The sequence below is a fragment of the Streptomyces hawaiiensis genome (genome assembly GCF_004803895.1).
Taxonomy (GTDB): domain Bacteria; phylum Actinomycetota; class Actinomycetes; order Streptomycetales; family Streptomycetaceae; genus Streptomyces; species Streptomyces hawaiiensis.
On the sequence record NZ_CP021978.1, the window covers coordinates 6,210,043 to 6,230,511 of the forward strand.

A 20,469-nucleotide genomic window follows, 5' to 3' on the forward strand; every position below is an offset into this window, starting at 1 on the left:
TGACCGACTCTCCCTCAGGGGCGCGGGGCGTAATCCGTATGCGGCTACCGCCGCGGGGGCGCGACCAGCCAAACTGATACCTGAAGCCGCCCACGACCAAGGACCACAGATGACCCGCGTGATCGCCGGTACAGCCGGCGGACGTCGCCTGGCCGTACCCCCAGGCACCGGCACCCGCCCCACCTCCGACCGCGCACGCGAAGGTCTCTTCTCCACCTGGCAGTCCCTCCTCGGCGGCCCCCTGCAAGGCGAACGGGTCCTCGACCTCTACGCCGGATCAGGAGCCGTGGGGCTGGAAGCCCTCTCCCGGGGCGCCGGCCCCACCCTCCTCGTCGAAGCCGACGCCAAAGCCGTCCGCACGGTCCGCGAGAACGTGAAGAGCCTTGGTCTCCCCGGCGCCGAGGTCAGAGCAGGCAAAGCGGAACAGATCATCCGCACCCCGCCCCCCGGCGAGCCGTACGACCTCGTCTTCCTCGACCCCCCGTACGCCGTCACGGACGACGATCTTCGGGAGATCCTCCTCACACTCCGTACAGAGGGCTGGCTCGCGGAGGAAGCCCTCGTCACCGTGGAGCGCAGCACCAGAGGCGGTGAATTCCGTTGGCCCGAGGGTTTCGAACCCCTCCGGGCCCGCCGCTACGGCGAGGGAACGTTTTGGTACGGTCGCGCCGCCTCTACGTGCGAAGACGCACGATGACCGGACCGGAGAGCGAGGGATCACAAGTGCGCCGCGCCGTCTGTCCCGGGTCGTTCGACCCGATCACCAACGGACACCTCGACATCATCTCCCGCGCCTCCAGGCTGTACGACGAGGTCTACGTCGCGGTGATGATCAACCAGGCCAAGAAGGGCCTGTTCGAGATCGAGGAGCGGATCGACCTGATCCGCCAGGTCACCGCCGAGTACGGCAACGTGCGCGTGGAGGCCTTCCACGGCCTGCTCGTGGACTTCTGCAAGCAGCGCGAGATCCCCGCCATCGTCAAGGGTCTCCGGGCGGTCAGCGACTTCGACTATGAGTTGCAGATGGCCCAGATGAACAACGGCCTCTCGGGCGTGGAGACCCTCTTCATCCCCACCAACCCCACCTACAGCTTCCTGTCGTCCTCCCTGGTCAAGGAGGTCGCGACCTGGGGCGGCGACGTCTCCCACCTGGTGCCCGCGGAGGTCCTGGGGGTCCTCACCGAGCGCCTGAGGAGGGACTGAACCGGGCCCGGACGTCCACCCGGAGCCTGACTGCCCGTCACCCGGTGTTCCGGTGCCACCCCATGGCCGTACAGTCGTCCCGTCCGTCTCCAACGCATCTGTAGAGAGTGGCGAGCACACGGTGGACGTGCAGAAGAAGCTCGACGAGATCGTCTCCGCGGTCTCCGGCGCCCGGTCCATGCCCATGTCGGCCTCGTGCGTGGTCAACCGCGCCGACCTGCTCGCGATGCTGGAAGAGGTGCGCGCGGCGCTGCCCGACTCCCTCGCCCAGGCCCAGGAGCTGATCGGCGGCCGAGAGCAGATGGTCGAGCAGGCCCGCCAGGAGGCCCAGCGGATCATCGAGAGCGCGCACGCCGAGCGCGGTTCGCTGATCTCCGGCACCGAGGTCGCCCGCCGCTCCCAGGCCGAGGCCGACCGGATCCTCGCCGAGGCCCGCCAGGAGGCCGAGGAGATCCGCGCCGAGGCCGACGAGTACGTCGACTCCAAGCTCGCCAACTTCGAGGTCGTCCTCACCAAGACCCTGGGCTCCGTCGGCCGCGGCCGCGAGAAGCTCCTGGGCACCGGCCCCGGCACCGACGAGCAGGGCTACGAGGACGAGGACGCCCCCGAGCGCAGCCACGACCCGGAGACCCAGCGCCGCAGCGCCGACGAGTACGTCGACGTCAAGCTCGGCGCCTTCGAGGCGGTCCTCGCCAAGACCCTGGACGCCGTCGGCCGCGGTCGGCAGAAGCTGCACGGCCGGATCGCCACCGACGACCTCGGCGCCCTCGCCGACGACGCGAGCACCGTCCAGCACTCCAGCGACGCCGACTACCTCGCCGACCTGGCCGCCCCGGCCGAGCAGAAGCCCCCGGCCCAGCGGCCCGCCGAACAGCCGGACTACACACAGCCACAGCCCGCCTACGGCTACCAGCACCAGCCCGACCCCTACGCCGGCTACCCGCAGCAGGCCTACGACTCCCAGCAGGACCCGTACGGCTACCAGCAGGCCGATCCCTACGCCTACCAGGGCTACGACCCCCAGCAGGCCCCCTACGACCCGCACCAGGTCCAGCAGCAGCCGCAGCATGCTTCACAGGCGCAACAGGGCCAGCAGGGGTACGCCCTCGACGAGACCAGTCTCTTCGACACCGGCATGATCAGCGCCGAGCAGTTGCGGGCCTACGAGCAGGGCCGCGGCCAGGGCTGAATACCGGATTGGGCCGACGGCGAAAGGTCCAGTATCCTGGCTCTTCGGTCGCGCGTACGTCCGCGATCAACGCTGCCCGGGAACACCGAAGGGCGGCGTCCCCGCTCAGCAGATCGAAAGCAGGAATGGTTCTGAACGCCCGCCTCGACCACCGCAACCCCCTCGTGTTCGACACACACGAGCTGGGTCGGCGGCCTGGTGCGCAGCAGCGCCTGACTCGCACGGTCGACGCTCCCCAGGACCTCGGTCTCAAGGGAGTCATCGGAGTGCCGGAAGGCGCCCCGGTGGAGCTCGAACTCCGCCTGGAGTCGGTCATGGAAGGGGTGCTCGTCACAGGCACCGCCCGTGCCTCGGCCGAGGGGGAGTGCGTAAGGTGTCTGGAGCCGCTCGAGCAGCAGCTCGCAGCGGAGTTCCAGGAGATGTTCTCGTACCCTGACGCCGACGACCGGGGCCGCGTGATCGCGGAACCGGGCGACGACGCCGAGGACGACGAGGACAGGCTCTTCCTCGAGGACGGCTTGTTCGACCTCGAGCCCGTGCTGCGTGATGCGGTGGTGCTCGCACTGCCGATGCAGCCGGTGTGCCGGGAAGACTGCCCCGGTCTGTGTGCCGAGTGTGGCGCGCGGCTGGCGGACGACCCGGACCACCACCACGACGCCGTCGACATCCGTTGGGCGGCATTGCAGGGACTCGCCGGCACCATGAAGGACGGCGAGAAGGACGAGATGAGCGGCGCCGAAGCGGGCGTCGACGAGAAGCAGGAGAAGTAGCCGTGGCTGTTCCGAAGCGGAAGATGTCGCGCAGCAACACGCGCCACCGCCGGTCGCAGTGGAAGGCTGCGGTCCCCACCCTGGTTGCGTGCGAGCGCTGCCACGAGCCCAAGCAGCAGCACATCGCGTGCCCGTCGTGCGGCACTTACAACAAGCGCCAGGTCCTCGAGGTCTGAGCGGCTGGTGAGAGGCACTGTGTCCACGCCTAAGAACAAGTCTTCCCGTGTGAGCGGGAGTGCTCCGGCGGACAACAACCAGGCCTCGTCCCACACGCTTCTGGAAGGGCGGCTCGGCTACAAGCTCGAGTCCGCCCTTCTGGTACGCGCACTGACCCACCGGTCGTACGCATACGAGAACGGCGGTCTGCCGACCAACGAGCGCCTGGAGTTCCTCGGGGACTCCGTCCTCGGCCTCGTGGTCACGGACACGCTGTACCGCACCCACCCCGACCTGCCAGAAGGCCAACTGGCCAAGCTGCGGGCCGCGGTGGTGAACTCGCGTGCGCTCGCCGAAGTGGGCCGCGGGCTCGACCTGGGCTCCTTCATCCGGCTCGGCCGCGGTGAAGAGGGCACGGGCGGGCGGGACAAGGCGTCCATCCTTGCCGACACCCTGGAAGCGGTGATCGGCGCGGTCTATCTCGACCAGGGGCTGGACTCGGCGGCGGAGCTGGTACACCGCCTGTTCGACCCCCTGATCGAGAAGTCCTCGAACCTCGGAGCCGGCCTGGACTGGAAGACCAGTCTCCAGGAGCTCACCGCGAGCGAGGGGCTCGGCGTTCCCGAGTACCTGGTCACGGAGACCGGCCCCGACCACGAGAAGACCTTCACTGCTGCCGCCCGCGTCGGAGGCGTCTCGTACGGCACCGGCACCGGCCGCAGCAAGAAGGAGGCGGAGCAGCAGGCCGCCGAGTCCGCATGGCGGTCCATCCGGGCCGCGGCGGACGAGCGCGCCAAGGCGGCGAAAGACGCCGAGGCGACGCAGACGGCAGCGGCTCAAGCCGCCCACACGGCCGTCGACGGCAGCGTCGACGGCTGACAGCCGCCCGCCCTCACCCGGCGGCCGGCCCAGCACAGCGCACCTGAGCGCCCGCCCCTGCCGGGGGCGGGCGCTCGGGTCATCCGCAGGCTTGTGACGGGGGACCCCCATGCCCGAGTTGCCCGAGGTCGAGGTCGTACGGCGCGGACTTCAGCGGTGGGTCGCCCACCGCACCGTCGCCGAGACCGAGGTGCTGCACCCGCGCGCCGTACGCCGCCACCTCGCGGGCGCCGACGACTTCGCGCACCGCCTGAAGGGCCACCGCATCGGCGTGCCCAGCCGCCGCGGCAAGTACCTGTGGCTGCCCCTGGAGGACACGGACCAGTCGATCCTGGCCCACCTCGGCATGAGCGGCCAGCTCCTGGTCCAGCCGCACACGGCCCCGGACGAGAAGCACCTGCGCGTCCGCGTCCGCTTCACCGACGCCCTGGACACCGAACTCCGCTTCGTCGACCAGCGCACCTTCGGCGGCCTCTCGCTGCACGAGAACACCCCCGACGGCCTGCCCGACGTCATCGCGCACATCGCCCGCGACCCGCTGGATCCGCTCTTCGACGACGAGGCCTTCCACCGGGCGCTGCGCCGCAAGCGGTCCACGATCAAGCGGGCCCTGCTCGACCAGTCGCTGATCAGCGGCGTCGGCAACATCTACGCGGACGAGGCCCTGTGGCGCGCCCGCATCCACTACGAGCACCCCACAGCGACCTTCACGCGCCCGCGCACCCTGATGCTCCTGGGCCATGTGCGGGACGTGATGAACGCGGCCCTCGCGGTGGGCGGCACCAGCTTCGACAGCCTGTACGTCAACGTCAACGGTGAGTCGGGCTACTTCGACCGGTCGCTCGACGCGTACGGCCGCGAGGGCCTGCCCTGCCGGCGCTGCGGCACGCCCATGCGGCGGCGGCCCTGGATGAACCGGTCGAGCTACTACTGCCCGAAGTGCCAGCGGCCGCCGCGGATCACGCCCTAGCGAAGTCGTACCGCTCGCGCGCGGCCAGGACCTCGTCCATGCTGCCCTCCACGCAGTGGATCAGGGCGAGCAGCCGCTCCGCCACGGCGTGCCCCAGCGGCGTCAGTTCGTAGTCCACCCGGGGCGGATTGGTCGGCTGGGCCTCGCGGTGGACCAGGCCGTCGCGCTCCAGGGCGTGCAGCGTCTGGGACAGCATCTTCTCGCTCACCCCGTCGACGCGGCGGCGCAGCTCGTTGAAGCGCAGCGAGCCCTCGTACAGGGCGCCGAGCGCGAGGCCGCCCCAGCGGCCCGTGACGTGCTCCAGCGTGCCGCGCGACGGACAGGCCTTGGCGAACACGTTGTACGGGAGGTCGTCGAGCCCCTCCGTGAGCTCCTGGGTGGTGGTCATATGCCCAGCCTACGCCAGCGCAGCGCTAACCGACAGGTTGCACTAACCAGAAGTTAGCAAGGGTCTGGCCGCCGGCCTGGGCTTTCCGTCGGCGTTGTCATCCAGGCGGCCACTGCACGGCCGCAATTAGATGCCTGAACGGACAGGCGAGTCACCTTACTTTAATATAAGGATGCAATTCCGCGCCTTGGGTATCTTTTTGCTTTCGACGGAAGAGGGGTAAATGCAGCTATTCAAGGGAATTCAAGGTTTTGGGGCGGCTGCGACCGTAGCGGCCCTTGCCGGATCGATGCTGTTCACGGGGACGGGAACCGCTCAAGCGGCTTCGGGGTGCGCCGGAACCAAGATTGATCACGTGTCCTTCGATACCGGCTGGGCAGACCTCTATTACAGCAATGGTTATAACTGCGCCGTTGCCACCTCGCGCACTCCTGGGGTCAAGTTGCGCATGAAGGTGTGGATTGAGGTGCTCGGGGGGACAAAGGTCACAGACTCGGGCTACTACACTCAGTACGCTGGTCCCGTGAAAATCTATGCCGCAGGGTCGTGCGTACGATTTGGTGGGGAAATCGGAACCACCGGCGACAATACCGACTGGGGCCACTGTGGTTGACGCTGTTCGGTCGAGTAGTTCGACCAGCGGCTGATCTGCTGTTCCCGTTTTCGCAGGCCGAACTGTCTGGGGCAGCGCAGCGGCTTCGAACTGGTGCTGCCCGGGTCGAATGATCATGGCCCCGTGAGCTTGCGTCGCGTCGGGCAGTTCGTGGACTTGCCCGGTAAAGCACGACGTTGGGGCCATGATCTTAGAGGCTCGCCCCAAAGTGGCTGCCTATAGCCGTGGAGCCGACCGCACCAGCAACAGAGGGTTTCCCCCGTCCCACGCCCCCGCTGCCGCTAGCGGGCCTTGATGATGTAGAAACCTGTAACTCGATGAGGTAGAGAAACCTGTAACTCGTGCCCTGGCGGCCTCGTGGTCCCGGCTATGAGCGGTCTAGCTCCGATTGCAGCGTCTTAAGGGCGGGCTCCGGATCCCCGACGTAGACAAGGTGCCGCTCGTCGGGCTCCGGGGCCGCGAATCGCTAGATCGAGTTCGGATCGTCCTCGTGCCGGACATACCGCTTGCTGACGCGGGACCACAGCTCTTCGTGACTCACCTCTGGGCAGACCACTTCTATGCCTCGGTGCTGCGCCGCCGTGGACCGCATCTTCTCGGAGGCGGAACCCGCCGTTGACGGCCCGGAGACGGCCCACGAGGGTGCCTAACCGTCTGACCTGCGATTATCTCAATAGCCGAAGTTCTGCGTCCACCAGGGGCCGCCGGAGCCGAGCTCGACGCCGACGCCCAGCGTCTTGAAGTCGCAGTTCAGTATGTTGGCGCGGTGGCCGGGGCTATTCATCCAGGCGTCCATCACGGCAGCGGCGTCGGCCTGGCCGCGGGCGATGTTCTCGCCGCCGAGGTTGGATATCCCGGCCTTCTCGGCCCGGTCCCAGGGAGTGCGGCCGTCCGGGTCGGTGTGGTCGAAGAAGCCCCGCGCGGCCATGTCCTCGCTGTAGCTCTGGGCCAGGCCGGTCAGGGCGCTGTTGGCGGCGACCGGGCTGCAGCCCACCTTGGCCCGCTCCTCGTTCACGAGGCTGAGCACCTGGGCCGCGGCCGCGGACTCCCCGGACAGGGCGGCGGAGGCGCCGGGCGCCTTCGGCGCCTTCGTGGCCTCACGTGAGGGCGTGTGGTCCGGCTTCTCGCTCGGAGTGGCCGCCGGCTTCTTCTTCTCCGGAGTCTTCTCCTGCGTCTTCTCCGGCTTCGCCGTCTTCTCCGGCGTCTTCGTCGGCGCGGCCGACGACTTCGAGGCGGACGGCGACGGAGAGCCGGAACGCTCGGCGTCCCGGCTGGTGGACGTCTCGTCCCGGCTGTCGGCGCTGCCGGAGGTGCCGCCCTGCTCGACCGGAGTGTTCGTCGGCGTGTCCCCGGCCTGGACCTTGTCGGCCCCGCCGTTGCCGCCGAGCTGGTAGTTCTCGAGGCCGGGCACGGCGCCGGTGGCGACCGCGACCGTGCCGAGGGCGACGGCGGCGGAGACGCCGAGCAGTCCGGTGCGCATCGGACGCGCGGTCTTCTTACGGCGGCGGTGCGAACCCGCGCGCCGGGCGCCGCCGTCGGGCGTGAAGCCGTCGCTCGCGAAGACGGCGGTATCGCCGTGGTCACCCGCGGTGGGCCCCTCCGCCCCGAACAGGTAGGCCTCGCTCTTCCCGTAGCTGCCGGCGTACGCCTCCGGGTTCAGATAGGGCGCGATGCCCATCGTCGGGGCGTCGTCCTCCGCGGTGGAGTACAGCGGATCGTGGCCCTCCGCGAAGCCGTCGGCGTGGGTGATTCCCGTGGCGCGGCCCGTGGCGGCGCGGCCGGCGTCGGAGCGTCGGTGGCGTCCCATGTCCTGGCCTTCCTCGTCCTGGCGGTCGACTCGTCCTCGAGATCAACACCAAACTCACTCGATCGTGTGAGTTTCATATGAGATTCGTTGAGGGGGGACGGTACCGCATGGCGCAAGTGGAGGAAGTGCCCGGAGGGAGATTGGGCGGTTAGGTTGCAGTCATGAGCGAGGATGTGCGAATGGTCGCCTGGGTGCGTGGACGCGTCCAAGGTGTGGGTTTCCGCTGGTTCACGCGGGCCAAGGCTCTGGAGATCGGCGGCCTGAGTGGCTTTGCTCTCAATTTGGGCGACGGCCGCGTCCAAGTGGTCGCCGAGGGCGGGCGCGAGGCCTGCGAAGGGTTGCTGGAGTGGCTCCAGAGTGACGACACGCCCGGCCGCGTGGAAGGCGTCACCGAGATCTGGGACACACCTCGCGGCGGCTACGACGGCTTCGCCATCCGCTGAGCACGCCCGCCGGGCGGCTCCCGAGGCCGCCCGCGGACGGCTCGCAGGCGACCGCCCAGGACGGAAACTCGCTGGTGATTGCCAGAACCGCTTGCCTTGGCACGTTCCGCACGCAAGGATGATCGCCACGCCCCGAGGGCCCCGTAGAAGCCGCAGTACGGCCGTTCCAGGCCGCGCGTGCCCGGGTCGCCCCCCAATACGGGGCGTGATCGTGTTGACCGTCAAACTTTTTGGTGAGACGCTGAAAGCCCCGCGCACCTTAGCTGTTTGGCATGGCTGAACGGCAGTACAACTCCAGGCCCTGCCAAGACTGCGGGTGCGAATCCCTCACGACCCACACCGCAGCGGTCGGTCACGCATTGTGGAGGACCATCCATCATGGCAAAGGCGCTTCTCGGTTACGTCGGCGGCTCCGACCCTCGACTCCTCGCCGAGATGCGACGGCTCCAGCAGCGCGTCCAGGACCTGGAATCCGAACTCGGACGAATCCAGGCGGAGAACGAAGCGCTGACGGCTGCCGCTTCTCACGACAGGATCATGGAGAGCGTTGACGCACACCAGGCGGAGCCTGCGCTCACCTGATCACTGCACGCTCCACACCAGTACAGCAGTGGTTGGGCGGCTCGTCATAACCGCCTAGTTGTCAGAAGTGCAAGGGACGCCCTGTCGGCGTCCCTTCTTTCTTGCTCCCGCATCCTTTCACCGTCTTTAACGTCTGATGTGCCCTGCGCGTTCAACGGCGAAACCGTGGGTTCATGGAGTGAGACCAACCCGGGCGGTAGAGTCCGGCGGCGTGCACCTCAAGGCCCTGACCCTCCGCGGGTTCAAGTCGTTCGCCTCGGCGACCACCCTCCGGTTCGAGCCGGGGATCACGTGCGTCGTCGGACCGAACGGCTCGGGCAAGTCCAACGTCGTCGACGCGCTCAGCTGGGTCATGGGCGAGCAGGGCGCCAAATCGCTGCGCGGCGGCAAGATGGAGGACGTCATCTTCGCCGGCACCACCGGCCGCCCCCCACTGGGCCGCGCCGAGGTGTCCCTGACCATCGACAACTCCGACGGGGCCCTGCCCATCGAGTACGCCGAGGTCACCATCACGCGGATCATGTTCCGCAACGGCGGCAGCGAATACCAGATCAACGGCGACACCTGCCGCCTCCTCGACATCCAGGAACTCCTCTCCGACTCCGGCATCGGCCGCGAGATGCACGTGATCGTCGGGCAGGGCCAGCTCGACTCCGTGCTGCATGCCGATCCCATGGGCCGCCGCGCCTTCATCGAGGAGGCCGCCGGAGTTCTCAAGCACCGCAAGCGCAAGGAGAAGGCGCTGCGCAAGCTGGACGCGATGCAGGCCAACCTCGCGCGCGTGCAGGACCTCACCGACGAGCTCAGACGGCAGCTCAAGCCCCTCGGCCGTCAGGCCGCCGTCGCCCGCAGGGCCGCCGTCATCCAGGCCGACCTGCGCGACGCCCGCCTGCGCCTGCTGGCCGACGACCTCGTACGGCTCCGGGAGGCCCTCAACGCCGAGGTCGCCGACGAGGCCGCGCTGAAGGAGCGCAAGGAGTCCGCCGAACAGGAACTGCGCAAGGCGCTCCAGCGTGAGGCCCTCCTGGAGGACGAGGTACGGCAGCTCACGCCGCGCCTCCAGGGCGCCCAGCAGACCTGGTACGAGCTCTCCCAGCTGGCCGAGCGGGTGCGGGGCACGATCTCGCTGGCCGACGCCCGCGTGAAGAGCGCCACCTCCGCGCCCCCCGAGGAGCGACGCGGCCGCGACCCCGAGGACATGGAGCGCGAGGCCGCCCGCATCCGTGAGCAGGAGGCCGAGCTGGAGGCGGCTCTGGAGGCGGCCGAGCGCGCCCTGGAGGACACGGTCGCCCACCGCGCGGAGCTGGAACGCGCGCTCACCCAGGAGGAACGGCGCCTGAAGGACGCCGCCCGCGCCATCGCCGACCGGCGCGAGGGCCTGGCCCGGCTCAGCGGCCAGGTCAACGCGGCCCGCTCCCGCGCGGCCTCCGCCCAGGCCGAGATCGAGCGCCTGGCCGCGGCCCGCGACGAGGCGCGGGAACGTGCCGTCGCCGCCCAGGAGGAGTACGAGGCCCTCAAGACCGAGGTCGACGGCCTCGACGCCGGCGACGCGGAACTCGCCGGGCAGCACGAGGCGGCGAAGCAGCAGCTGGCCGAGGCCGAGGCCGCCCTCACGGCAGCGCGCGAGGCGGCCACGGCGGCGGAACGCAAGCGCGCCGCCACGCAGGCCCGCCACGAGGCCCTGGCACTCGGACTGCGCCGCAAGGACGGCACCGGGATACTGCTCGCGGCGAAGGACCGTCTCTCCGGCCTCCTCGGCCCGGCGGCGGAACTCCTCACGGTGAGCCCGGGGCACGAAGTCGCCCTCGCGGCCGCCTTCGGAGCTGCGGCGGACGCGATCGCGGTGACGAGCCCGTCTTCGGCAGCAGACGCGATCAGACTCCTGCGCAAACAGGACGGAGGCAGGGCGACTCTGCTCCTGGCCGCAGATCCTTCCCCTGGGGGCGCGGGGCTGCATCCGACGTGCGGCTGCCGCCGCGTGGGCGCGACCAGCCACGACGAACCCGCGGACACCCGACACCCCTTCGCCGCCGACCTGGTGCGTGGTCCCGCTGACCTCATGCCCGCCGTACGCCGTCTCCTGCACGGCATCGTCGTAGTCGGCACCCTCGAAGACGCAGAAGACCTCGTCTACACCCACCCCGGCCTCACCGCCGTAACGGCCGAGGGCGACCTGCTCGGCGCGCACTTCGCCCACGGCGGCTCCGCGGGCGCCCCCAGCCTCCTCGAAGTACAGGCCTCCGTCGACGAGGCGGCAGCCGACCTGGAAGAGCTGGCCGTCCGGTGCGAGGAGCTCGCCGAGACCCAGCACGCGGCCGTCGAGCGCCGCGAGGAGTGCGCCGGCCTGGTCGAGGAGCTGGGGGCGCGGCGCCGGGCCGCCGACCGGGAGAAGTCCGCCGTCGCCCAGCAGCTCGGCCGGCTCGGCGGACAGGCGCGCGGCGCGGCAGGGGAGGCGGAGCGGTCCACCGCCGCCGCGGCCCGGGCGCAGGAGGCCCTCGACAAGGCGCTCGAAGAGGTCGAGGAACTCGCCGAGCGGCTCGTCGTCGCCGAGGAGATGCCGATCGAGGAGGAGCCCGACACCTCTGCCCGGGACCGGCTCGCAGCCGACGGTGCCAACGCGCGCCAGACCGAGATGGAGGCCCGCCTCCAGGTCCGTACGCACGAGGAACGCGTCAAGGGCCTGGCCGGACGGGCCGACTCCCTGGACCGGGCCGCTCGCGCGGAGCGCGAGGCACGCGCGCGTGCCGAGCAGCGGCGGGCCCGGCTGCGGCACGAGGCGGCCGTCGCCGAGGCCGTCGGCTCGGGCGCCCGGCAGCTGCTCGCGCACGTCGAGGTCTCCCTGGCCCGAGCCGACGAGGAGCGCACCGCCGCCGAGGCCGCCAAGGCCCGCCGGGAGCAGGAACTCGCCCGCGCCCGCACCGAGGGGCGCGATCTCAAGGCGGAACTCGACAAGTTGACGGATTCGGTTCACCGCGGCGAGGTACTCGGCGCCGAGAAGCGGCTGCGCATCGAGCAGTTGGAGACCAAGGCGCTGGAGGAGCTGGGTGTCGAACCGGCCGGACTGGTGGCGGAGTACGGACCGCACCAGCTCGTGCCGCCCTCGCCCCCCGCCGAGGGCGAGGAGCTGCCGGAGGATCCGGAGCATCCGCGCAACCGGCCGAAGTCGTTCGTCCGGGCCGAGCAGGAGAAGCGCCTGAAGTCGGCCGAGCGTGCCTACCAGCAGCTCGGCAAGGTGAACCCGCTCGCCCTGGAGGAGTTCGCGGCGCTGGAGGAGCGCCACCAGTTCCTCAGCGAGCAGCTCGAGGACCTGAAGAAGACGCGGGCGGACCTCCTGCAGGTGGTGAAGGAGGTCGACGAGCGCGTCGAGCAGGTCTTCACCGAGGCCTTCCGCGACACGGCCCGGGAGTTCGAGGGCGTCTTCAGCCGCCTGTTCCCCGGTGGTGAGGGGCGGCTGGTGCTGACCGACCCCGACAACATGCTCACCACGGGCGTGGACGTCGAGGCGCGTCCGCCGGGCAAGAAGGTCAAGCGGCTGTCGCTGCTCTCGGGCGGGGAGCGGTCGCTGACGGCGGTGGCGATGCTCGTGTCGATCTTCAAGGCGCGGCCCAGTCCGTTCTATGTCATGGACGAGGTCGAGGCCGCCCTCGACGACACCAACCTCCAGCGGCTCATCCGGATCATGCAGGAGCTCCAGGAAGTCTCCCAGCTGATCGTGATCACCCACCAGAAGCGCACGATGGAGGTCGCCGACGCGCTCTACGGCGTCTCCATGCAGGGCGACGGTGTGTCGAAGGTCATCAGCCAGCGCCTCCGCTAGATGCGTGGCGCGTACACCGGTCCCACCTGCGGCTCCTCGGTGACTTCAACTCTTGAACACATAGCCACCACACGCCTGCCCTGATTCACAGCAGAAGAGCTATTGACTTCGAAACTTGAAGGAATAGTCTCGGCAACGTTCCTTTTACCTTCAGGTACCTTCAGGTGGCACCTCGAAGGGCTGATCCCCTCCGGCAGCGTTGCCGGTGGCCCGAGGAGTACACGTGACCAGCACAGCGCAGGCACCCAAGTCAGGAGCCAGGACGGCTCACCCCGATCATCTCGGGCACGTCATCTTCATCGCGGCGGCGGCCGCGATGGGCGGTTTCCTCTTCGGCTACGACAGCTCCGTGATCAACGGTGCCGTCGAGGCCATCCGAGGCCGCTACGACGTCGGCTCCGCAGCCCTGGCCCAGGTCATCGCCATCGCCCTCATCGGCTGCGCCATCGGCGCCGCCACCGCCGGCCGCATAGCCGACCGGATCGGCCGTATCCGGTGCATGCAGATCGCCGCGGTCCTCTTCACCATCAGCGCCGTAGGCTCCGCGCTGCCCTTCGCGCTGTGGGACCTCGCCTTCTGGCGCGTCGTCGGCGGCTTCGCCATCGGCATGGCCTCCGTGATCGGCCCGGCCTACATCGCCGAGGTCGCCCCGCCCGCCTACCGTGGCCGGCTCGGCTCCTTCCAGCAGGCCGCGATCGTCATCGGCATCGCCGTCTCGCAGCTGGTCAACTGGGGCCTGCTGAACGCCGCCGGCGGTGACCAGCGCGGCAAGCTGATGGGCCTGGAGGCCTGGCAGGTCATGCTCGGCGTCATGGTCGTCCCGGCCGTCCTCTACGGCCTGCTCTCCTTCGCCATCCCCGAGTCCCCGCGCTTCCTCATCTCCGTCGGCAAGCACGAGCGCGCCCGCGAGATCCTCATCGAGGTCGAGGGCAAGGACGTGGACCTCGACGCCCGTGTCGCCGAGATCGAGGGCGCCATGCAGAGCGAGCACCGGTCGAGCTTCAAGGACCTGCTCGGCGGCAGCTTCTTCTTCAAGCCGATCGTCTGGATCGGCATCGGCCTGTCGGTCTTCCAGCAGTTCGTCGGCATCAACGTCGCGTTCTACTACTCCTCGACGCTGTGGCAGTCGGTCGGTGTCGACCCGACGGACTCGTTCTTCTACTCCTTCACCACGTCGATCATCAACATCCTCGGCACGGTCATCGCGATGATCTTCGTCGACCGCATCGGACGCAGGCCGCTCGCGATCATCGGCTCGGTCGGCATGGTCGTCGGCCTGGCGCTGGAGGCCTGGGCGTTCTCGTACCACCTGGTCGACGGCAGGCTGCCGGCCGCGCAGGGCTGGATCGCCCTGATCGCCGCGCACATCTTCGTCCTCTTCTTCGCCCTGTCCTGGGGTGTGGTCGTCTGGGTCATGCTCGGCGAGATGTTCCCGAACCGGATCCGTGCCGCCGCGCTGGGCGTGGCCGCCGCCGCGCAGTGGATCGCCAACTGGGCCATCACCGCGAGCTTCCCGTCGCTGGCCGACTGGAACCTCTCCGTGACGTACGTGATCTACACCGCGTTCGCCGCGCTCTCGATCCCGTTCGTCCTGAAGTTCGTCAAGGAGACGAAGGGCAAGGCCCTGGAGGAGATGGGCTGACCCGCCCCCGCGCTCGGGGAGAAGGGCCAAAGTCCCCGCTGCCCCTCTCCCCGTAACCGCCGCCGCCCCGATTCGGCCACTGCCCGAGCCGGGGCGGCGGTCTGTCCCTCACCAGATCAGTACGCCGGCACCGCTTTCCAGGGCGCGCAGGGCGGTCGCTTCGATGTTCCGCAGCCGTGAGCCGAGCTGGTCCCGGCGCTCCGTGATCCCGCGCGGCCGCTCGGTGGTGGCGGCGATCAGATCGAGGTTCGCCCGCAGCAGTGCCACCTCCCGCAGGAAACCGGGCACCTCGTCGGCCTCGACGAACAGGTTGTCCTCGGCCAGGACCGGAAGGCGGCGGGCGCCCAGTGAGCGCACCGTCTCCGAGCCCCACACCGTCCGGCGCCAGGACTCGAAGCCCGCCGAGTCGTCGCACCCCTGCGGGACGTCGAGGACGCGCCACTCGCCGTTCGCGTCGCGCACGAACACATCCACCGCCAAGGTCATGCGCGCAGTGCATCACCGACGGACGGCGACGTGCCAGCGGATATCGGGGACGTCAGCCCGCCAGCCGTGGCAGCACCCGCTCGCAGAACAGCCGCAGACTGCGCCACCCCTCCTCCACCGGCATCCCGCCCGCCAGCGGATGCAGGACATAGGAGTCCAGCCCCAGCGCCACGCACGCGTCCGGGGTGAGGATCCGGTAGACGCCCTCCGCGCGCAGGTCCTCGACCGTCGTCGCGGCCGACTTCACCGCCGAGCGCACCGCTCCGGACTGCCAGGAGGCGTACGTCCGCGCCTCGTGCAGGAAGTGCCGCCCGTACCGCGCCCAGGCCCGGTCCGGGTCCTCGGCCACGTGCAGCAGGGGTGTCTCGGCGGCGGGCATCATCACCCAGCCCTCGGTGCCGTACTCGACGAGCAGCTCCTTGTAGTACGCCTCCAGCTCCGGCAGATGCGCGCTGGGAAAGAAGGGCAGGCCGAGCCGGGCGGCGCGGCGGGCGGCTGCCCTGGAGGAGCCGCCGACCAAAAGCAGCGGGTGCGGTTCGGTGAAGGGGCGCGGCGTGATGCGGACCGTGCGGCCCCGGTAGGAGAAGGCATCGCCGGTCCACGCCTTGAGCAGGGTCTCCAGCAGCTCGTCCTGGAGCTTGCCGCGCCGGGCGAAGTCCACGCCGAACAAGTCGTACTCCTCCGGCCGGTATCCGATCCCGGCGACCGTCACCAGCCGGCCGTTGCTCAGCAGGTCCAGAACGGCGACCTCCTCGGCCAGCCGCAGCGGATCGTGCAGCGGGCCGATGATCGCCGAGACGGTGACCGCGACACGCCGGGTGGCGCCGAAGACGGCTCCCGCGAAGGCGAACGGGGACGGCAGCCAGTTGTTCTCGGCCCCGTGGTGCTCCTCCGTCTGCACGGTGGTCATACCCCGGTCGTCGGCGTACGCCGCCATCTCCAGGGCCGCCCGGTACCGGGCGCCGAGCTCGGCGGGGCCGGCCCCGGGAGCGACCAGGTTGAAGCGTACGACCGTGACGGGCATGGGGTGTCTCCCTCCGCCGGGCGGGTGTCGGGGGACCATAGCTGACGTACCGTCAGGTTGCCATAGATGCATGGTGAGACGGGAAGGGTGTGTCACGCCCCACCGCATGGGGCGTGACACACCCTGGGGGCGCTGCTCCGCGCACCCTGCGAGTCCTGATACTGGACCCGGTGTGACTCCGCCTTCAGAGGCTTCCGGCCGACGCGAGGCCGGACCGCGGGCCAGCCCGGCCCGGTGGGGCTTTCGCGGCCCCGCGTGGACAACGAACGGCTGAGCGGGCGGTCACGCCATACTGGGCTTGTTATGGAAATCGTCATCCTTGCTGTAGTCATCGCCGTGGTCGTGCTCGGCGCGCTCGGCGGGCTCATCGTCGGCAGCCGGCGCAAGAAGCAGCTGCCCCCGCCCCCGCCCGCAGCGCCCGACATCACCGCCCCACCGGCCGAGCCGCACGTCGGCGACGAGGCCGAGACGCCGCGGGAGGAACCGCGGCGCACGATAGAGGAGGTGGATCTCCCGGACGGCTCGGCTCCGGTCGTAGTCGAGGAGCCGCCCGCCGAAGCTCCCGAGATCGAGATCCCGGAACCCACCGCCGGCCGTCTGATCCGGCTGCGTACCCGGCTCTCCCGCTCGCAGAACGCCCTCGGCAAGGGACTGCTCACCCTGCTGTCCCGCGAGCATCTCGACGAGGACACCTGGGAGGAGATCGAGGACACGCTGCTCACCGCCGACGTCGGCGTGCTGCCCACCCAGGAACTGGTCGAGCGTCTGCGTGAGCGTGTGAAGGTGCTCGGCACCCGCACCCCCGAGGAACTGCGCACCCTGCTCCGCGAGGAACTGGTCACGCTGGTCGGCCGCGACATGGACCGCGCGGTCAAGACCGAGCCGGAGGACCGCAAGCCCGGCATCGTGATGGTCGTCGGCGTCAACGGCACCGGCAAGACCACCACCACCGGCAAGCTCGCCCGCGTCCTGGTGGCCGACGGCCAGAGCGTGGTCCTCGGCGCCGCCGACACCTTCCGTGCCGCCGCAGCCGACCAGCTCCAGACGTGGGGAGAGCGCGTCGGCGCCCACACCGTGCGCGGCCCCGAGGGCGGCGACCCGGCGTCCGTGGCCTTCGACGCGGTCAAGGAGGGCAAGGAGATGGGCGCGAACGTCGTGCTCATCGACACCGCAGGCCGTCTGCACACCAAGACCGGCCTCATGGACGAGCTCGGCAAGGTCAAGCGGGTCGTGGAGAAGCAGGCCCCGGTCGACGAGGTGCTGCTCGTCCTGGACGCCACCACCGGCCAGAACGGCCTGGTCCAGGCCCGGGTCTTCGCCGAGGTCGTCAACATCACCGGCATCGTGCTCACCAAGCTCGACGGCACGGCCAAGGGTGGCATCGTGGTCGCGGTCCAGCGTGAGCTGGGCGTCCCGGTCAAGCTCATCGGGCTCGGCGAGGGCGCGGACGATCTGGCGCCGTTCGAGCCGGAGGCGTTCGTTGACGCCCTTATCGGAGAGTGAGCTCGGCACCTGCCCGGGAATCACCTACGAAAGTCGTATGTGCACAGCGAAGCGCCCGCCCCGAGGTCCAGTCGGGGCCGGGCGCTTCGCTCTGTGTCCTTGCCGCGCCTACGCCCGCGACCGGTGTGCCACGTACGCCAGCGTGCCCAGCACCAGGCGGGCCTCCGGCGGCCGGGACGCCGAGTCCAGGGCGGGGGAGCGCAGCCAGCGGACGGGGCCGAGGCCGCCGCGGTCGGAGGGCGGAGCCGTGATGTGCGCGCCTGGGCCGAGGCCGCGCAGGTCGAGGGCGGCCGGGTCGTCCCAGCCCATGCGGTAGAGCAGGCCGGGCAGGTCGGTGGCGGCGCCGGGGGCGACGAAGAAGTGGGCGCGGCCGTCCGGGGTCGCCGCGACCGGGCCGACGGGCAGGCCCATGCGCTCCAGCCGGGCCAGCGCACGGCAGCCGGCGGGCTCGGCCACCTCGATGACGTCGAACGCCCGGCCGACCGGCAGCATCACCGAGGCGCCGGGGAACTCGCCCCAGGTCTCGGTCACGTCGTCCAGCGTCGCGCCGCCGGGGAGCACCGGCGCGAAGTGCAGCGGATGCGCGCCCGGCGCCGGGCAGTCGCCGCGGCCGCAGGAGCAGGCGCCCGCCGAGGCGCGGGCGCCCGGGACCACGTCCCAGCCCCACAGTCCGGTGTACTCGGCCACGGCTGTGCCGTCCGACGTGCGGCCGCGGCGGCGTGAGCCGGACCGGATGTCGCGCATGCCCCGGCTGATCCCGATCGTGAAGCCCATGCCCCCTCCAACGGGTCCGACGCACCGGTGGTTACGCTGCGGACGCGGTGCGTGACTCTCTGTTTCCGCCTTCCCGATGGCGGTGCGTTCACTCAGCGTCCGGAAGTGCCCAGGGTGGCGTGCCCGACGACGCGCGCCCCCGAGTGCATCGCTGCACCCGATCCTGGTTGTGCTGTGTCAAGTGAATCGCGCGTAGCCGTACGTGAGTTCATTCGAAGGGGTGGCGAATGGTGGCGTTTCCGTGTGAGCCGTGGCTGGACGGGTGATCGTAGGATTACTTTGTGTGCACGAGTCCTGGGGGCACATGCACTCGTGGGTATGCCGGAGGCAAGTCGTCATTGCGTTCGAAGGGTGACAAGGGCCGGACGGACGGTCGTACGAACCGGCATGCTGATAGGGCTTGGCGCACTCGGCGACAAGTGGTCTCAGGGATGGGGGCGTTCCAGTGAGCGGCAACGGCGGAAGCGGAACGAACGCTGCGAGCGCGACGCACGCTGACAAGCGCCAGAACGAGCTGCTCACCTCCTGGTTCGTACGCAGCGGCTGGTCCAAGGGCGAGCTCGCCCGCCAGGTCAACCGCAGGGCACGTCAGCTGGGCGCCAACCACATCTCCACGGACACCTCCCGCGTGCGCCGCTGGCTCGACGGCGAGAACCCGCGCGAGCCGATCCCCAGGATCCTGTCCGAGCTGTTCTCGGAGCGCTTCGGCGTCGTCGTCTCCGTCGAGGACCTGGGGCTGCGCACCGCGCGCCAGTCCCCCTCCGCGACCGGCGTCGACCTTCCCTGGACGGGCCCGCAGACCGTGGCCCTGCTCAGCGAGTTCTCGCGCAGCGACCTGATGCTGGCGCGGCGCGGCTTCCTCGGGAGCTCGCTGGTCCTGTCTGCGGGCCCGGCCCTCATCGAGCCCATGCAGCGCTGGCTCGTCCCCTCACCTGCGGCCCCGCGCTCCGAGCCCGACCCCGGTTCCGGGCGCGCCCGCGGCCGGCTGTCCAAGCCCGAGCTGGACCTGCTGGAGTCCACGACGGTGATGTTCCGGCAGTGGGACGCCCAGTGCGGCGGCGGCCTGCGCCGCAAGGCGGTCGTCGGCCAGTTGCACGAGGTGACCGATCTGCTCCAGGAGCCCCAGCCGGAAAGCACCACCCGGCGGCTGTTCAAGGTCGCTGCCGAACTCGCCGAGCTGGCCGGCTGGATGTCGTACGACATCGGGCTCCAGCCGACCGCGCAGAAGTACTTCGTCCTCGCGCTGCACGCCGCCAAGGAGGCCGGTGACCGGCCCCTCGGCTCGTACGTGCTGTCCAGCATGAGCCGCCAGATGATCCACCTCGGCCGGCCCGACGACGCGCTGGAGCTGATCCACCTCGCGCAGTACGGCAGCCGGGACTGCGCGAGCCCGCGCACCCAGTCGATGCTGTATGCGATGGAGGCCCGCGCCTACGCCAACATGGGGCAGCCCGGCAAGTGCAAGCGGGCGGTGCGGATGGCCGAGGACACCTTCTCCGAGGCCGACGAGTGGGATGAGCCGGATCCCGACTGGATCCGCTTCTTCTCGGAGGCCGAGCTGTACGGCGAGAACTCCCACTCCTACCGCGACCTGGCCTACGTCGCCGGCCGCAGCCCCACGTACGCCTCGCTGGCCGAGCCCCTGATGAACCGGGCCGTGGAGCTCTTCGCCGAGGACGGCGAGCACCAGCGGTCGTACGCACTGAACCTCATCGGCATGGCCACGGTGCACCTCCTCCAGCGCGAGCCCGAGCAGAGCACGGTCTTCGCCACCGAGGCCATGCGGGTCGCCAAGAAGGTCCGTTCCGAGCGCGTCAACACCCGTATCCGAAAGACGGTGGACACCGCAGCCCGCGACTTCGGCGACCTGGGTGAGGTCGTCGACCTCACCGAGCTGCTCGCCGCCGAGCTGCCCGAGACCGCCGAGGCGGTCTGAGAAGCCGCACCACCCCCGGAACCCCGGCCGCGGCCGGCCCTCCCGAACTGCCCGACTCGGCTCCCCCATGCCAGGTCATCGGAAGGCCGACCGCGGCCGGTCTGTGTTCCCCCCGTCTGCCTGAAACCGAAGGTTGCGCCACGATAACGATCGGCGCGACCGCAATCCGGCAGTTCATCGAGGCGTAACACAGCAGGCGCCTTCGTCACGGCCGCGAAACAACGAGGGGCTTCCACCGAAACCGCGCTGCGTCAATCTCGTGGCGCATAACCGGCCCACCCCTCATT

At 70.0% G+C, this 20,469-nt stretch carries 19 protein-coding genes; 14 read left to right on the top strand and 5 right to left on the bottom strand.

Going from position 1 to position 20,469, the window contains the following annotated elements:
• The first annotated feature begins 109 nt into the window (after window positions 1-109).
• From rsmD to mutM, 7 genes are all read left to right on the top strand, one after another.
• On the top strand, window positions 110-697 hold the full coding sequence (gene rsmD / locus CEB94_RS28785; protein WP_175434939.1) for a 16S rRNA (guanine(966)-N(2))-methyltransferase RsmD: 588 nt from the start codon (window positions 110-112) through the stop codon (window positions 695-697).
• 26 nt (window positions 698-723) lie between these two features.
• A complete protein-coding gene (gene coaD / locus CEB94_RS28790; RefSeq protein WP_179956584.1) occupies window positions 724-1,203 on the top strand; it encodes a pantetheine-phosphate adenylyltransferase in 480 nt (159 codons plus the stop codon).
• Between the two features lie 121 nt (window positions 1,204-1,324).
• Entirely contained in the window at window positions 1,325-2,392 is a 1,068-nt protein-coding gene (locus CEB94_RS28795; protein WP_175434941.1) for a F0F1 ATP synthase subunit B, read from the top strand.
• A 125-nt stretch (window positions 2,393-2,517) separates the two neighbouring features.
• Complete coding sequence (locus tag CEB94_RS28800; RefSeq protein ID WP_175434942.1) at window positions 2,518-3,162, top strand: YceD family protein; 645 nt, start codon at window positions 2,518-2,520, stop codon at window positions 3,160-3,162.
• 2 nt (window positions 3,163-3,164) lie between these two features.
• A complete protein-coding gene (rpmF, locus tag CEB94_RS28805) occupies window positions 3,165-3,338 on the top strand; it encodes a 50S ribosomal protein L32 (protein WP_003951102.1) in 174 nt (57 codons plus the stop codon).
• Window positions 3,339-3,345: 7 nt separating this feature from the next.
• Window positions 3,346-4,197: a ribonuclease III gene (rnc, locus tag CEB94_RS28810; protein ID WP_381105723.1), complete on the top strand. Its 852-nt coding sequence runs from the start codon at window positions 3,346-3,348 to the stop codon at window positions 4,195-4,197.
• A gap of 109 nt (window positions 4,198-4,306) precedes the next feature.
• Window positions 4,307-5,167 carry a bifunctional DNA-formamidopyrimidine glycosylase/DNA-(apurinic or apyrimidinic site) lyase gene (gene mutM / locus CEB94_RS28815; protein WP_175434944.1) on the top strand — a complete coding sequence of 287 codons (861 nt, stop codon included), beginning with the start codon at window positions 4,307-4,309 and terminating at the stop codon, window positions 5,165-5,167.
• On the opposite strand, the gene CEB94_RS28820 is transcribed toward mutM, so the two are convergent.
• Window positions 5,157-5,555: a winged helix-turn-helix transcriptional regulator gene (locus CEB94_RS28820; protein ID WP_175434945.1), complete on the bottom strand. Its 399-nt coding sequence runs from the start codon at window positions 5,553-5,555 to the stop codon at window positions 5,157-5,159. The two genes, mutM and CEB94_RS28820, sit on opposite strands and share 11 nt — an antisense overlap.
• Before the next feature lie 223 nt (window positions 5,556-5,778).
• Between CEB94_RS28820 and CEB94_RS28825 the strand changes: the two genes are divergently transcribed.
• The gene (locus CEB94_RS28825) at window positions 5,779-6,168 is read left to right on the top strand and encodes a hypothetical protein (protein ID WP_175434946.1); all 390 of its coding nucleotides are present in this window, start codon (window positions 5,779-5,781) and stop codon (window positions 6,166-6,168) included.
• A gap of 670 nt (window positions 6,169-6,838) precedes the next feature.
• Here the strand turns inward: CEB94_RS28825 and CEB94_RS28830 are convergent.
• Complete coding sequence (locus tag CEB94_RS28830; RefSeq protein ID WP_175434947.1) at window positions 6,839-7,975, bottom strand: CAP domain-containing protein; 1,137 nt, start codon at window positions 7,973-7,975, stop codon at window positions 6,839-6,841.
• A gap of 161 nt (window positions 7,976-8,136) precedes the next feature.
• Here CEB94_RS28830 and CEB94_RS28835 point away from each other — a divergent pair, with 161 nt between their 5' ends.
• From CEB94_RS28835 to CEB94_RS28850, 4 genes are all read left to right on the top strand, one after another.
• On the top strand, window positions 8,137-8,418 hold the full coding sequence (locus CEB94_RS28835; protein WP_175434948.1) for an acylphosphatase: 282 nt from the start codon (window positions 8,137-8,139) through the stop codon (window positions 8,416-8,418).
• Window positions 8,419-8,796: 378 nt separating this feature from the next.
• Complete coding sequence (locus CEB94_RS28840; RefSeq protein WP_030852030.1) at window positions 8,797-9,000, top strand: hypothetical protein; 204 nt, start codon at window positions 8,797-8,799, stop codon at window positions 8,998-9,000.
• 211 nt (window positions 9,001-9,211) lie between these two features.
• A complete protein-coding gene (gene smc / locus CEB94_RS28845; RefSeq protein WP_175434949.1) occupies window positions 9,212-12,817 on the top strand; it encodes a chromosome segregation protein SMC in 3,606 nt (1,201 codons plus the stop codon).
• A gap of 223 nt (window positions 12,818-13,040) precedes the next feature.
• On the top strand, window positions 13,041-14,459 hold the full coding sequence (locus CEB94_RS28850) for a sugar porter family MFS transporter (RefSeq protein WP_175434950.1): 1,419 nt from the start codon (window positions 13,041-13,043) through the stop codon (window positions 14,457-14,459).
• A 108-nt stretch (window positions 14,460-14,567) separates the two neighbouring features.
• Here the strand turns inward: CEB94_RS28850 and CEB94_RS28855 are convergent, their stop codons facing one another.
• Window positions 14,568-14,945: a hypothetical protein gene (locus tag CEB94_RS28855; RefSeq protein ID WP_175434951.1), complete on the bottom strand. Its 378-nt coding sequence runs from the start codon at window positions 14,943-14,945 to the stop codon at window positions 14,568-14,570.
• A gap of 52 nt (window positions 14,946-14,997) precedes the next feature.
• Complete coding sequence (locus CEB94_RS28860) at window positions 14,998-15,969, bottom strand: LLM class flavin-dependent oxidoreductase (protein WP_175434952.1); 972 nt, start codon at window positions 15,967-15,969, stop codon at window positions 14,998-15,000.
• Between the two features lie 303 nt (window positions 15,970-16,272).
• Here CEB94_RS28860 and ftsY point away from each other — a divergent pair, with 303 nt between their 5' ends.
• On the top strand, window positions 16,273-17,472 hold the full coding sequence (ftsY, locus tag CEB94_RS28865; protein WP_175434953.1) for a signal recognition particle-docking protein FtsY: 1,200 nt from the start codon (window positions 16,273-16,275) through the stop codon (window positions 17,470-17,472).
• A 108-nt stretch (window positions 17,473-17,580) separates the two neighbouring features.
• On the opposite strand, the gene CEB94_RS28870 is transcribed toward ftsY, so the two are convergent.
• A complete protein-coding gene (locus tag CEB94_RS28870; protein ID WP_175434954.1) occupies window positions 17,581-18,246 on the bottom strand; it encodes a bifunctional DNA primase/polymerase in 666 nt (221 codons plus the stop codon).
• Between the two features lie 445 nt (window positions 18,247-18,691).
• On the opposite strand from CEB94_RS28870, the gene nsdA reads away from it, so the two are divergent.
• Window positions 18,692-20,182: a transcriptional repressor NsdA gene (nsdA, locus tag CEB94_RS28875; RefSeq protein ID WP_175434955.1), complete on the top strand. Its 1,491-nt coding sequence runs from the start codon at window positions 18,692-18,694 to the stop codon at window positions 20,180-20,182.
• Window positions 20,183-20,469 lie beyond the last annotated feature (287 nt).